7 protein-coding genes and 2 tRNA genes are annotated in these 13,407 nt (G+C 64.7%); 4 read left to right on the plus strand and 5 right to left on the minus strand.

The features are described from left to right. Nucleotides 1–50: 50 nt before the first annotated feature. Nucleotides 51–146 (minus strand) — tRNA-OTHER (locus tag CUC05_RS24925). Between the two features lie 99 nt (nucleotides 147–245). Between CUC05_RS24925 and CUC05_RS20205 the strand changes: the two genes are divergently transcribed. Beyond that, a complete protein-coding gene (locus tag CUC05_RS20205) occupies nucleotides 246–1,520 on the plus strand; it encodes a tyrosine-type recombinase/integrase (RefSeq protein ID WP_157965811.1) in 1,275 nt (424 codons plus the stop codon). A 1,173-nt stretch (nucleotides 1,521–2,693) separates the two neighbouring features. Here the strand turns inward: CUC05_RS20205 and CUC05_RS20210 are convergent. Continuing rightward, complete coding sequence (locus tag CUC05_RS20210) at nucleotides 2,694–2,978, minus strand: hypothetical protein (protein WP_108667939.1); 285 nt, start codon at nucleotides 2,976–2,978, stop codon at nucleotides 2,694–2,696. 616 nt (nucleotides 2,979–3,594) lie between these two features. Between CUC05_RS20210 and CUC05_RS24930 the strand changes: the two genes are divergently transcribed. After that, nucleotides 3,595–5,220: a P-loop ATPase, Sll1717 family gene (locus CUC05_RS24930; RefSeq protein WP_157965812.1), complete on the plus strand. Its 1,626-nt coding sequence runs from the start codon at nucleotides 3,595–3,597 to the stop codon at nucleotides 5,218–5,220. 503 nt (nucleotides 5,221–5,723) lie between these two features. Here the strand turns inward: CUC05_RS24930 and CUC05_RS20220 are convergent. Both CUC05_RS20220 and mobF read right to left on the minus strand, forming a co-directional pair. Beyond that, nucleotides 5,724–8,534: a DUF4365 domain-containing protein gene (locus CUC05_RS20220; RefSeq protein WP_108667941.1), complete on the minus strand. Its 2,811-nt coding sequence runs from the start codon at nucleotides 8,532–8,534 to the stop codon at nucleotides 5,724–5,726. A 216-nt stretch (nucleotides 8,535–8,750) separates the two neighbouring features. Then, nucleotides 8,751–11,888: a MobF family relaxase gene (gene mobF, locus CUC05_RS20225; protein WP_205712457.1), complete on the minus strand. Its 3,138-nt coding sequence runs from the start codon at nucleotides 11,886–11,888 to the stop codon at nucleotides 8,751–8,753. A 196-nt stretch (nucleotides 11,889–12,084) separates the two neighbouring features. Here mobF and CUC05_RS20230 point away from each other — a divergent pair, with 196 nt between their 5' ends. Further along, nucleotides 12,085–12,294: a helix-turn-helix domain-containing protein gene (locus CUC05_RS20230; RefSeq protein WP_205712458.1), complete on the plus strand. Its 210-nt coding sequence runs from the start codon at nucleotides 12,085–12,087 to the stop codon at nucleotides 12,292–12,294. Between the two features lie 146 nt (nucleotides 12,295–12,440). Here the strand turns inward: CUC05_RS20230 and CUC05_RS20235 are convergent. Beyond that, nucleotides 12,441–12,513: transfer RNA gene (locus tag CUC05_RS20235), tRNA-Arg, on the minus strand. Between the two features lie 78 nt (nucleotides 12,514–12,591). On the opposite strand from CUC05_RS20235, the gene CUC05_RS20240 reads away from it, so the two are divergent. Next, nucleotides 12,592–13,320, plus strand: coding sequence for a thermonuclease family protein (locus CUC05_RS20240; RefSeq protein WP_108667944.1), 729 nt, complete (start codon nucleotides 12,592–12,594; stop codon nucleotides 13,318–13,320). The last annotated feature ends 87 nt before the right edge of the window (nucleotides 13,321–13,407 follow it).

Consider the following 13,407-nt stretch of genomic DNA (forward strand, 5'->3'; position numbering starts at 1 on the left):
TCGACTTCGTCCACGGATAGCGATGACCGCGCAAGAGGCTTTGACCTCGGCGCCCCCGGCATGATTCGAACATGCGACGCACGGTTTAGGAAGCAGGCCGGATTTTCGCCGAAACCGCAGGTCAGCGGCCTCTTTGACCCAGAGGCCGCGATCCTGCCCAATTTTCCGCCCAATTTGACCTGACACAGCGGGCACGGTCGCTTCGACAAACCGAGGTGATGAGCGTGCCACATCCGCACCAGGACGTGAAGGTTTTCGGCCTGCAGAAGCGCAAGGGAGAGGTGGGGCGCAACCGGCCGTGGATCGTCAGGTGGATGATCGACGGCCGGCATCGGTCCCGGTCGTTCCGCACGCGGTCGGAGGCCGACCGGTACCGAGGGTTGTTGCAGCGGGCCGTCCACGACGGCGAGCAGTTCGCGCCGTCGACGGGTGAGCCCGACGGGTGGGTGCTGCCGCTCGCCGGCATGGGTGTGCACGAGTGGGCACGTCGATGGCTGGCGGAGGAGTGGCCGGAGTGGGCACCGAGGACGCGGTCGTCGATGGTGGAGTCGCTCGCCCGATTCGTCACGCTCGCGGTGCGACCCGGTGCCCGGACACCGGCCGACCTCCGCCGGTACCTGCTCACGTCGTTGCGCGCGGATTCCCAGGAACGTGACAGCCGACTCGAGGGCTGGCTCGGCACCAACGCCCTCACCCTGGCCCAGCTCGACAAGGCCGTGTTGCTCGATGTGGAACGGCGAATGCGGCTGCGGCTCGACGGCAGCGGCCCGTTGTCATCCAACACCGCCACCAGGTTCAGGGTCGCAGCACACGCCTGTGTCCTGGCCGCGGTTGAGGTGGGAGCCATAGAGCAGGACCCGTGGCCCGTCCGCAGCCGGGCGCGGGCGCGGCGGAAGGCCAACCGCGGGCTCACGACCGCGCAGCGGATCCGCTCGCTCCCCTCCCCCGAGACGATGACCCGGGCGATCGAGGCGATCATCACCGACCACCCGGCGAGCGGCTGCTACCACGCCATGACGGCAACGGCCTACTACGCAGGCTTGCGTCCGTCGGAGGTCGTGATGCTCCGGGTCGGGGTACTCCAGCTGCCCAGCAAGGGTTGGGGGTCCCTCGACGTGGTCGAGGCCGACATCGGCAACGGTCAACCCGGCGAGCCCAAGACCGGCCCACGGCTGGTGCCCATCCCACCCCAGCTCGTCGAGATCCTCGCGGCATGGGTCGAACAGCTCCCCGACCGCGACCCGCGGCGTCTGCTGTTCCGCACCAGCGAGGGCAACCGGCCCAACCAGGGTAACTGGCGCCGCGCCTGGCACCGCGCGCTGGCAGCCGTCGGCGAGCAGCCGATCCGGATCTACGACTGTCGACACGCCGCAGCCACCACCTGGCTCGGCGCGGGCGTGCCCTTGGGCGAGTGCGCCCGCCGCCTCGGCCACAGCGTCGACACCCTCGTCTCCAACTACGTCGGCGCCCTCGCAGGCGACGAGCAAATGGCCAACGAACGCATCAGCAGCGTGCTATGAGATCCCGTGATGCTGGATCGGGCGGACTAGCTACGCCGATGGTTAGCGCGTCGTAGCTCCCTTCAAACCTATGTGGGGCCGAGCTGGCACGATTCCGCCGGACAAGCTTCGCCGAATGCGTACGCACGCCCAAGTTCTTGTTCGCCGCTCAAATGTTCCCTTTGGCCCTGTCTTAATCGTGGCAGTGTTATAACCCATAACCTCGGACGCCACGAAGTTGAGAGGGTGATTACGGTCGATGCTAATGAGGCAGCACGAATAACTGCTCAAGCAACCCTTGGACTAGTCCTGGTGACGGCCGCTCTCGCAGCCCTGACGTGGTGGCTCGCACGCATAACCGCGAGAAGCGCGCGAGCTACTGAAGTGTCTGCGAGGGCCACTGAGGCCGCTGCGGCCGCGGCCATTCAACAAGCGGCATTGAGCCGCGAGAGCTTGGAGGCAACGCGTCAAGCGGCTGAGGCAACCGTTTCTCAGGCGGGCATTGCCCGAGACACACTAGAGGCGTCCATAGCCCCGCTGCTGACTCCGGTCGAGATGAGAGAGGACAGCACCGGCATGGCGTTCAAGGCCGACGGCAACCCGGTGCTGCCGGTCCTCATGCGTCCCAACGGTGGACAGTTCCGAGTGGAGATGCGACTCCGCAACGTTGGTCGCGGGCCCGCTCTTATCACCGCGTGGCATGCCGTTGGCGATACGCATGCGTTCTACGGATCCTTGACTGAAACGCTCGTCGGCGAGGGGGCTGAGACGCACGCAATACTCTTACTCGACCTAGCCCCAGGGCGGCCCGAAACATATGTCCGCGGACGTGAGCGCGTGATCGCCGGCGATTTTAGGGTCCAAGTCAGCTATTGGAACTCGTCGCAGAGTCGCATCTACTCCACTCACGTCCACATTGGACCTCGCTCCATGCAGCATGGCGAGGCGCCACACGGATGGACTGTGCGCATCGAGCATAACCCGGGCGAGTCCATGCCTGTCACGCGCGATTCGATGGCGACAGGGCACATTCCCTATCCAACTCAACCGTCGGTTTGGTAGGTTGGGCCTGCGCTAGCCTTTGATCCAGGCGACCAAGAAGTTGCCAGGCATCATTCTCCCCACTCCCCATTCAGTCACTCGAGTGCTTGAGAACCCAGGACCGGCCGATGACACACTGCACAGCAGTACTGATCAATGGACCTCGGGGTCGTCGGTCCAAGGCGTGACCTTGTCGTTCGAGCCATAAAGACGGTCGAGGAGCACCTCATTCTGGTCGTCATCCCATGCGTGATCGGGAAGGGACGTGGCCCTAGCTAGGTGCTGCGCCCAGTCGCTGACCTTCTGAATCAGTTCTCGGTCACCGGAGCCGCCGGCCGCGTCCAGCAGCGGCCCTGCCAGTGCGTCGGCCAGTTCTTGGAGCGCCTCGGCCACCCGCTCCCGATGGCGCTGCTGCCGCCCGGTGAGTGGATCAGCCATGTCGTCATCGCCCTCCTGTTGCGGTTGGTGTTCGGGGAGCCTACTCCTGTGAGCGTCAGCCGACGGGGAGGCACGAAGCGAAGACGAAGGCCGGCGACCGTCTTGTCATCGATGATGGCGCTCGTATTACGGAACGTCTGGGCTGGCAGGAGGGAAGCCGACTGGTCTTCGGCGGCGAGTGGCAGCCCTCTAGAAGCCGACCAGGGCCTCGCGCTAGACGACGTCGGTGTCACGTGAAGGACGGACCTCGCATAGTCATCCACGGGCCACCAAGGACTTCAGTACGCACGTAGAGGCCGCAGGTCCCGCTTCACGACGTCAGGTACCCATACCCACCCACGGCCGTTTTGCGAGCCGCCAACGACTGGAACGAAGTCAAGGCGCTCCCGAAAAGCCAAGGACACTCGTCGAGAACATTGAACACCCCCTCTTAGCACGGCTTGCCAGTAAAGGACCGAAGGCAACCTGACAGCGCCGCCCGACCCCTCGGCCTGAGCGGGGAGGAGGTCTCATAGAGAGTAGGCCCCGGATCACCCAAGGAAGACGCCCCGTTGTCACCCCCAGCGTCTATGGTCCGGGATCCACAGCGTGGGCCAGCTAACAGGGGGTGCCTGAAATGTCCGTAGGAAAGAAGACCAAGCTTCGCGGCGGATTCAATCTTGGTGGGGAGACTGCCGAGGCGGACCCCCTGCTGAAGGATGCGTTCTTCAGTTCGGGTCAGTACGAAGCCCTATCGAGGCTAGACGACCCGCACTCGTTCATCATCGGACGGACAGGGACGGGGAAGTCGGCTTGCTTGCAACAATTGGAGATCGACAAAGCAGAACACGTCATCCGCATAAATCCCGAAGACCTTTCACTTCCATACATAACCGACTTACAGGTAGTGAAGTTCCTTCAGGCTCTCGACGTCCACCTGGACCCTCTTTGGATAGCGCTTTGGAAGCACGTATTGCTAGTGGAAATCATACGACACCGTTACAAAGTAACGAGTCCTGTGAACAAGGCAACTGTGCTTGATCAACTGCGCCGCCTCGTCTCGCGCGACACAGCGAAGGCTGCGGCCCTTGACTATCTGAATGACTTCGAGGGGAAATTCTGGTGCGAGACTGACGAGCGCGTACGAGAAATAACAGATAATTTTACGAAGAAGATAACGGTTGCCGGATCGGCGTCCGGCAAGCTCCCTGGATTGGTTGCTAGCGACTTCAATGCCGCCTACGCCCGTGAACAGTCTGGGGACGTCAAGGCGCAGCTAGCCGAGCGGTTCCAACGAATAGTAAATGAAACGCAGTTGGCTCGGCTCAATATGATGATCAAGGTCCTCGACGAAGACATTCTACCATCCAAGCAGGACTACGTCTATGTAGTCATTGACGACCTCGATAGCCAGTGGGTTGATGACGAGATAGCTAACGACCTCATTCGGTGTCTGTTCAGGACGGTCCTACAACTCAAGCGTGTTTCCAACTTGAAGGTCCTTGTAGCCCTTAGAACGAACATCTTGGAGGACCTGGACTTTGGACAGAAGTCCGGCCAAGAAGAGAAGATTCGCGCCCAAATGCTGGAAATGAGGTGGAGTCGGGCCGAACTCAAAGACATGTTGGCACAGCGCGTACCCGTCGCTGCGACACGGCATGAGTTGGATATCGAGTCCATATCCAAGCTGTTGCCGCACACCAACCGGACACGGGGCAGTGCGCTTGACTACATCATCGACCGCACCTTGCTACGTCCGCGAGACGCGATAGCATACCTCAACGAATGTCTCGCCATTGCCGCCGGGAAGAGCCGACTCGCTTGGAAAGATATCACCAATGCCGAGAGTGCTTACAGCAAGAATCGGCTTTTGGCATTGCGGGACGAGTGGAAGGGCAACTATCCCGGCATTGAGGATGTGGTTATGCAGTTTAGAGGCGCACCGCCCCGCATGACGCGCGACGACCTGAACTCGGTGCTTGAGAAGATCGCACTCCTGCCGGCCGACCCCAGCTTCAGCGGTGTAGTATGGGTAACTGAACTCTCGTCATCTGTGTGGCTGTATGATGTTTCTTGGGAAGAAATGTACCACCCGATCCTCCGCCTCCTCTATCGCTTGGGCTTTCTCGGGTGCTCAGGCAAGTCGTCGTCCAAACCTACGTTCTACTCAGATGATGAAATGGCCCTTGATTCGGAAACCGGGCTAGCCAAGTGTGAATACTTTTATGTTCATCGAACTTATCAGGCGGCCCTAGAAATGTAACTGTTCGGTGTCCTAGCGAGAAGCCACCGCGAATATCCTTCCTCCACCAGATGCTGCGAGATGAGCGCCAAGTGATCCCGATCTATCGCAGTATCGCTGCCCTTCTCGATCGAGCGTGAAATGAGGTCGGGGCGCTTGGGCTCTGAATCGCGATAGTCGCAGCCGTCTAAGACTGCGAACCTCCAAGCCGGCCGAGTGGTGACGATACGGCCTGGGTGCGGTTGCGCTCGACTTGGGGGGCTTCGCACTCCGGGACGCCACACTGGTGAACGACAAGGTGTGCCTGCCGGTGAGACCGTCGCCGTCCGCCCGGCTGCCGTGTTCCCTGACGGCGACCTGGAGCCGCGGGGGCTACAGTCACGGTGTTATTGGACACATCGTACGTGTTGAGAAAGACGAATTGGGCTGAAGCAGCACCGGACACGCCTATGCTTGACGGCAAGACGCAAAGGCGCCCATTCGCATGAGATTAAGGCCAGTGCTATGTCTGTGGGGCCGGTGCCTCATGCCTGTACGACCATTTGCAGCACATTGTTCCGGACGAGGGCGGAGGGGTGATCCACGAACTGACTCGCGACCGCAACTGCCTCTGCGCGATCAACGGTAGGGCCACCCAGCCCAACAGCCACTCCCAGGGGCACCCGGGCGCCCGGATCTAGCAACGCCTGTTGCAGGCCAGCCTGCACAAGCGGGTCAGCTCGGGTCGGTTCACGAACCGCTAACTTTGCCAGTGCGGCCGCGCCGGCCGCGCGGACGTCCGCAAATGGGTCACCAAGCATCATGATAAGCGCCGAGACATGAGGCGTATCTGGCTGCAGCATGATCAGCCTCGCCGCATCCATACGGTCATGCCTTGAACCGTTCATTAGCTTCCCAAGGATATTTGCGAACTCCACTTGATCAACGCTTCCGAGCGCAGCCCCTAGGTACCGGTCGGCGCCCGCCAACGGCCGCCCGTACATCACGTCGATCGTCGATGTCTGCCCGATAGCCGGGAGGATCCTTGTCAGCTCCTGACGAACCGCCTGTGGAAGTTCGTCTACTAGATTACCCAGCGCGAGACAGCCACTGCGCTTATGCTCTCCCGCCACCTGGGGGTGTTCGAGCAGGCCCATGAGCGCCTCCCATTGTGCAGCTTCTGGAAAGGCAGCAGCAACAACCACGAAAGTCCGAACGGGGTCGTGCACGAACACTGAGTACGAACCCTTCTCGGCGTCGTTCACCATCCGCTGCAGCGTCGTCGCCTCGCGTTCTATTACGGCCACCGCTGCGTCTCGGTTCAACCGGTTGACGTCACTGATGGCGGCAAGAGCGTACGAGTCGCCCTTGCGTGCCCGTTCAAGGAGTACACGCAGGACGTCCGGGTCATCAATCAAGAACCCGAGCATCTGGGCGGATAGAAGCTCACTCGTCTGCCGGTCGGCTGCGGCCCGCACCTCGGAACGCTCGCTAGCGTCTAAATTGTGGGGATCCAGTCGGGTCAACACTCGAGCCCACCCTTGTGCCTCCGAGTCTTCACTGATCTGCGGTAGCTCGGCGATGAAGCGCAGTACGTCGCGTTGAGCGTCGTGCCCGCCTGCGAGCACGACCCCCGCGAGTGAGTCCAGCAGTGCGGGCACCACGCGGAACGTAGGATTCGTCCGCTGAGCGAACGGTTCAGGATCCGATAGCACCTCAAGGCAAAAATGGGAGGCGTCGAGAGCATCTTCTCGGAGCAGAAGATCACCGCCGTGCTCCCACAGCCGAATATTTGCGAGCGCCGTCGTGTGCGTCCAAGAATTGCGGCGGATAGCCGCTACAGCGTCTCGCAGAGGTAGCAGCGGCCCAATCGACCACAACCTTTGAGCTGCAAGTATGGTGTTTGGTGCATCCCCGCTGCGTCGTAGCTCATCGACGCCTGACTGCAACAGCCTATGGTCTTGTCGGCCGTGCGCCACCATAATCGTGTTACGTGCAAGCACACTGCCTGTAGCGCGCCATGCTGCTTGCTCACCAGCTAGATGGGCCCCGAGGAGAGCCGCATAGAGACGATTGTTGACGACGTCTTCGACCTCAAACCTTCGCGTCTGCTCGTCCGCCCATCTGCGAAAGACTCGCGTCTCCGCCTCCGAGAGAGCGGACGAGGTGGCCTGAGTGCGCCACCAAGACACCGCTGTGTCCGTCGATTCGATCATCTGCTGCAGCTTCCGATCGGCCCAAGGCGCGGTTTGAAAGAGCAGCCACCCGGAGGCTCCCCTGAGGGCTGACGCTGTCAGGTCATCTTCGTCCCCGACTAGCATAACTTGAGCGGCCACTGCATCATTGCGTGCGTCGGCGACAGCCCCGGTGTCCGCCCGGATACGTGCTCGCTGCATCAACAGCCATGCCTGGTCCGTCGGATTGGCATTGTCGGCTTCGATCTGTTCCGTTAGGACTTTAATAGCGTGGTCGTACTCCTCGCCATCATGTAGTTCACACGCCTGAAGTACCCGTGCAGCTACTTGGGCGGCGGCGTTTGGGGCGCTGTCGATCAACCCTCCGACAGCGGACTCATTGCCCAATACGTATCGTGCCAAGGCTGCGGCGAAGCGCCACCTCCAGTCTTTGTGGTCGTTTGCCTCATTGAGTTTGGGCACGGATGCGTGTTGCTCACCGAATCCTTCGAAGCGAGACACGGAACCGCGCGCAAGAATGGCCAATCCCTCTTCCGGTTCAATCTCCCTGGACGTCCCAGTGTTCGGGTGCGGTGCCACCAACCGGGGTGCGATCATCGCGTGGCGCAGACGGCGAGATGGTGCAATGTTTCTGACGCCGGCCGACCAGGCCGTGCCCTCAAGTGGTATTGGAACCCTTTGGTTGGCCGCGACTTCCATCAGCGCTTCAAGATGCTCCACGTCAACTGTTTGGTCGGCGGGGACGAGGATCTTGACGCCCTTGCCCGTCGAGGAGACGGCATCCGCGGTGACGTGGACCCAGTACGAGATTCGACTGCCCAAGTCATTCAGTACGACCAGGTGGGGCAGACCGTGTTTCACCCAGTCGTCGAAGTGACTCGCATCTGCTTCGTAATACTCCCACCCGACGACAGCACCAGATTCGTCCGTCACGGGCCTATCGAAAGCGGTCGGTCCGGCCTTGACTTGTGCGCCAACGAGGAGTCCGCGTTCGAATCTTCTTGCGTCCCGCGCCAGGATGAAGAGATCAGTGCCCAAGTCGTGGAGCGTGTTGGGAACGGGGCCCCAACCAATCCGCTCGAAATTGCCCATCACGTCGCTAAGACCGGCAGTGCCGGTGGCTTCTTGCTTAGGCGCCCTCATCTCAACCAGTCTCCCCATGCTTTCTCGGCTCGATCCAGTGCCGGCCCAGTCCCTCGTCGTGGCACACCAAGCCCGTCCGGTCGCCAGTTGTATCAGCGGACCAGAGCCCGAGGTGGGGTTCAGTACTCCCCCAAACCGGACGGCGGCTATATGCGGTCGCGTTTCGGCCGAACTGCTCTTCGTGCGGCTGCACCGGGGACTTACGAGCGGATAGGCACGTCCTTCACCTTCGGGTCATCGACCGAACGAGGGGCCACTATTCGGTGTCCGCAATGCCGGGCGCAGGTGCTGGGCGCCAGCAGGCTGCATCGGCGTGGACAGCCGGAGGGCGCTTCGAACGGCTTTGATGTCCAGGATGCCGCGACGTTGCCTTTCAAGGGGTCGATCATCGGTGATGTCGTGGACGTTGCGGAAGGCGGCGATGGTCCGTACGCCGCGCCTCCATGTGGCGAGGGCGTTCGGGTCGGTCCGTGGTGGCGGCGCGATCTGGTGGGTCCAGGCCTGTCCCTCGCGGCGGGCGGTGGCCGCGAGACGGTCGGCGGTCGCCTCGAGCATGGCTGCGCGGTCGTTGAGGATCTCGGCAAGGGCGGCGTCGTTGCTGCGGGCGCGGGGGAGGACGCCGGCAACGAGGTCGGCGTGTCCTCGGCTGTGCCGAACATCCGGGTCGAGGGCCGCGATGGCCTCGTACTCCGCGGCGAGTTGCCGGAAGCTGGTCGCCTGGTCCTGTCCGCCGCGCATGGTGGCGTGTGCCGACCGGTCCTGGTCAGTGTGCGCCAGGATGTCGCGGAGGACCCCCAGCGCGTCTCTACGATCATCCGTGTGAGCCTCGCCGGCTGGGCTGTCGGTGGTGACGTGGGCGGTGTTGGCGCGACGGCCACGGGTCATGGCGACGTAGAGCTGCTCTAGGCTCGTGGTCGGGGTGATGATGGTGTGGGCGGTGTCGACGGTCCGTCCCTGTGCCTGGTGAATCGTCGTCGCGTAGCCGAGCTGGACGTGCGACGCGACGTAGCTGGCGGGCAACACCACCGTGGGGCCGCCGGCTGGTGGGGTTGCGGTGAGGCTGCCGTCAGGATGGACCGCGCCGACGGTCCATCGGTCGCCGTTGCGGACCCAGCGCGTCCCGGCGGTCAGCCTCCGGTCGTTCTTCCGGCTGATGATGCGATCGCCGATCGAGCAGGCGGTCCCGTCCCCCAGCTCGACCTCCGGACCGCCCGCCGCTGTGATCCGCTCGACCTGACGCGCCGCGCGGGCAACGCGGTTGAGCTCGGCGACGAGCTCGCGGGTCGGGGCGATCAGCAGCGACTCGTTGCCGTCCTGGAGGTCTCGCCACCAGGCAGCGTGGGCGGCCTTGACCATCTCCTCTGTTGCGCCGCTGCGAATGCGGTCGTGGGCGAGGTAGCCGTCGAGGGCGGTGGGGTTGCCGTCGCGGAGTCGCAGGGTTGCATCCGCCTCCCACCTCTCGGTGAACCGGCGCACGTCCGCCAGCGACGGATGATCGGGCCGGCTGGTGGTGAGGAGGTGGAAGGCACCCCCGGCGTCGACCGCGGCCAGCTGGGCGGCATCACCGACCAGCAGCACCTTCGCGTCGGCCTCCCTTGCTTGGCCCGCGATCCGGTCGAGGGTGTGGGTGCCGGCGAGTGACGCTTCGTCCACGATCACCAGCTGCCCGGCCCGCAAGGTGTTGCGGTCGTGGAGCCACTTGGCGGTGTTCTCCGCCGCGACGCCCAGCCCCTCGGCGAGCACGTCTGCGGCCGCAGCCGAGGGGGCGAGGGCGATCACGCTCCCCACCCCGTGCTGGGCTTCCCAGATACGTCGGAGGGCGGCGAGGGCCGTGGTCTTGCCCGTCCCTGCCGGCCCGACGAGCAGATCGACCCGACGGCCCGAGGTCGCGACATCGACGACCGCCGCGGCCTGATCAACCCCGAGGGTCCGCCCGGCCCCGTCCCCCAGCACAGCGCCGGCCTCGGCGACGGCCGCGGCAACGGTCGGTCCGTCGGTTGTGGCCGCGTGCTCGAGCAGCCGACCCTCGGCATCGAGGAGCGCCTGTGAGGTGTAGCGGGTCGCGTTGCGTGGCCGGAGCTGGCTGGTCCCGTCGGCACGTCGCATCTGCTCGGGCACCGGGGCGATCTCCGGCGCATCCAGCGACACTGACATGGCCTCCGCTGCCGCGACGACCGCTGCCACCACGTCTTCGCGCGCCCGTGCGGTGGGGAACCGTTGGGTGCGGAGCCGGCGGGAGGCTTCGGCGTGGAGGTTCCAGTGTGTCCAGGTCGCTCGACGCTCACCGACGGACTCGACCACCCGGGCAGCCAGCTGCTCCACACCGACCGGCCCGACGACATGCTCCACCGGCCGCTGGCGGCTCGAGCGGTCGAGCAGCCGCCAGGTCCACTCCCCCGGATCCTCCTGGAGCAGGGTGCGGGCCCGATGCCTCCATCCCTCGGTCAGGTCCGACAGGGACGAGAGGACCTTGTCGGGTCGTGTTGCGAGGGTTGCGGCCTGCCGCAACAGGATCATCACCCGTGCCGAGGGCCGCCGTCCGTGGGCCGCCAGGTAGTCGCCGACCAGCCGGTCCTTCTCGACCTCGATCGCCGAGGTCCGTGAGGAGAAGGCCGCAAGCAACTCCTCGGGGACCCCGATGATCTCCATGGCAGGGGTCCGGTCGTCGCCGCGGTCCCGGAGCTCCCAGCCGACCCCCAGCGTCGTGGTGAGGTGGTCGGCCAGGACCGCGTTGTAGTGCTCCGACAGCGCCACCGTCGCAGCGTGGATCGGCCGGGAGTCCAACGCCCGCCACCGCCCATCACCGGTGGTACGGACCTTGTTGGAGATGACGACGTGCGTGTGCAGCTGCGGATCGCCGGCACGCGAGTCGTAGTGGTCGAACGCCGCGGCGATGATCCCGCTGACCTCGACCTGGCGGACGCCGTCGGTACCGATGCGGGTTGCGGCGACCTCCCGTTCCACCAGGTCGAGCACGTCGACGATGGCGCGGTGGTGGGCCTCCCAGATCCGCCGTTGCACCGACACCGGCGACACGCCCCACAGGACGCTGACCGACTTGGGGACGGAGAACGTCAGGTCGAATCCCGCCACCGCCCGGCGCCCGGAGCCCTCGCGGTACTGCGGATACGCCCGGCCCAGGGCCGCCCCTGTGCGGGGGTGACGGCCCTCCCCGAACAGCAGCCGAAGCTCGTCATCGCCAACCCGCGTCCCCACGCGTGGGCCGCCCTCGAGTGCGCGCAGTCCCGTGCCGAGCCACCGGCCGGGCGGTGTCCCCGCTGCGGTGTAGTAGGACATGCCCGCACCCAGGTCACCCCTGGCGACGGAGTCCAGGAGGTACCGGTAGCCCGACCCCGCCGACATCTTCCGCATCGACATCGTCACCCTCGACCACCCCACCCGATCGGGTCCGGCACCGGGAATGCCAGACGTGTGATCGGTCTGACGAGCACCGGGGGTGGTCTGTGTCAGGAACTTTCAGGAGGGGCCGCGAGGAAGGTCGATGACACAGGACGAGCGGTCGGTTCGTCGGACGAGTGCACGCACTGAGTCCTCCGAAGGGAACGCTGTGAACTCGTCAACCCTCCTCGATGTCGATCAGGCCGCACACCGCCTGGGCGTGACCGTCCGATGGATCCGTCGCGCCGTCGCACAGCGTCGGATCCCGTTCGTGAAGGTCGGCCACTACGTCCGGTTCGTGCCCGAGGAGCTGGACGCCTTCATCGAGCGCAACCGGGTGGAGCAGGCCCACTTCGGGGCGGCGCCGTCCCCTCGCTGAGGGGCCCCGGAGGGGTCCTGGAGGGGGTTTCTGCCCAATCTCTGCCCAATTTTGGCGGCAAATCGCGGTAATCAGCGGCCAATGGCGGTGATCGACTTCCTCCACGGAAGGCGTATAATGCCTGCTCAAGAGGCTTTTGACCTCGGCGCCCCCGGCATGATTCGAACATGCGACGCACGGTTTAGGAAACCGACGCTCTATCCCCTGAGCTACGGGGGCTGGTCCGGAAGATGCTACGACGCCGACGGCCCGTGGCCACAGTCGGCCTCGGACGCCCGACCCCGTAGCGTGGAGCGCATGCGTCGCCCTGCCCCCTTCGTCGCCCTGCTCGTCCTGCTCGCCATCGCCGCCACGGGGTGTGCGGAGCCCGCCGAGGAGCTGGCCCCGACGCCGCTGGCACAGCCGGTGGAGGTGACTGACGCCCCGACCGAGACGGCCTCGGCGGCCCCGCCCTCGACCCCGGCTGTCGCCACCCCGGACATCGAGGAATCGGCGGCCACCGAGGAACCCGACGACGACGGGCTTGCACGGCCGCTCGCCCCTCCCTCCCCCGCGGCAAGCAGCGACCGGCCGGACCTGCCCGACCCCGACGCCATCCCCGCCGGCACCCAGGAGGCGATCGTGACGTGGATCATCGACGGGGACACCATCGACGTGGAGGTCACCGAACCCGGCGACGTGCCGTTCGGTGACCAGCGGATCCGCCTGCTGGAGATCGACACGCCGGAGCGCGACGAGGAGTGCTACGAGACGGCCACGGACCTGCTGGCCGAGCTGATCCCGGTCGGCTCGAGGGTGTACCTGGAGCGCGACACCGAGGACGTCGACCCCAACGGCCGGTACCTCCGCTACGTCTGGAGCGAGGCGGAGGGGCTGGTGAACCTCGACATGGTCGCCGAGGGCATGGCCGCTGCCTTCGTCTTTCCCCTCAACCGCCTGCACGAGGTCGAAGTGGAGACCGCCGAGGCCAACGCACAGGACCTGGGCCTCGGGATCTGGGGCAGCTACTGCGACGGTCGCCCCTGACCCGGTTCCGGCCATCTCGGTTTCAGCACGCCCTGAAAAGGGTTGCACGGGCGACTAAAAGGCGCGACGATCAGCCGAGACACCCCA

It is taken from the genome of Euzebya rosea (assembly GCF_003073135.1).
Taxonomy (GTDB): Bacteria; Actinomycetota; Nitriliruptoria; order Euzebyales; family Euzebyaceae; genus Euzebya; species Euzebya rosea.

What these genes read in the sequence shown, in the direction of transcription:
- CUC05_RS20210 (WP_108667939.1), bottom strand. Translation starts at nt 2,978, where the DNA reads ATGGCTGATCCACTCACCGGGCGGCAGCAGCGCCATCGGGAGCGGGTG.
- CUC05_RS24930 (WP_157965812.1), top strand. Translation starts at nt 3,595, where the DNA reads ATGTCCGTAGGAAAGAAGACCAAGCTTCGCGGCGGATTCAATCTTGGT.
- CUC05_RS20220 (WP_108667941.1), bottom strand. Translation starts at nt 8,534, where the DNA reads ATGGGGAGACTGGTTGAGATGAGGGCGCCTAAGCAAGAAGCCACCGGC.
- mobF (WP_205712457.1), bottom strand. Translation starts at nt 11,888, where the DNA reads ATGCGGAAGATGTCGGCGGGGTCGGGCTACCGGTACCTCCTGGACTCC.
- CUC05_RS20240 (WP_108667944.1), top strand. Translation starts at nt 12,592, where the DNA reads ATGCGTCGCCCTGCCCCCTTCGTCGCCCTGCTCGTCCTGCTCGCCATC.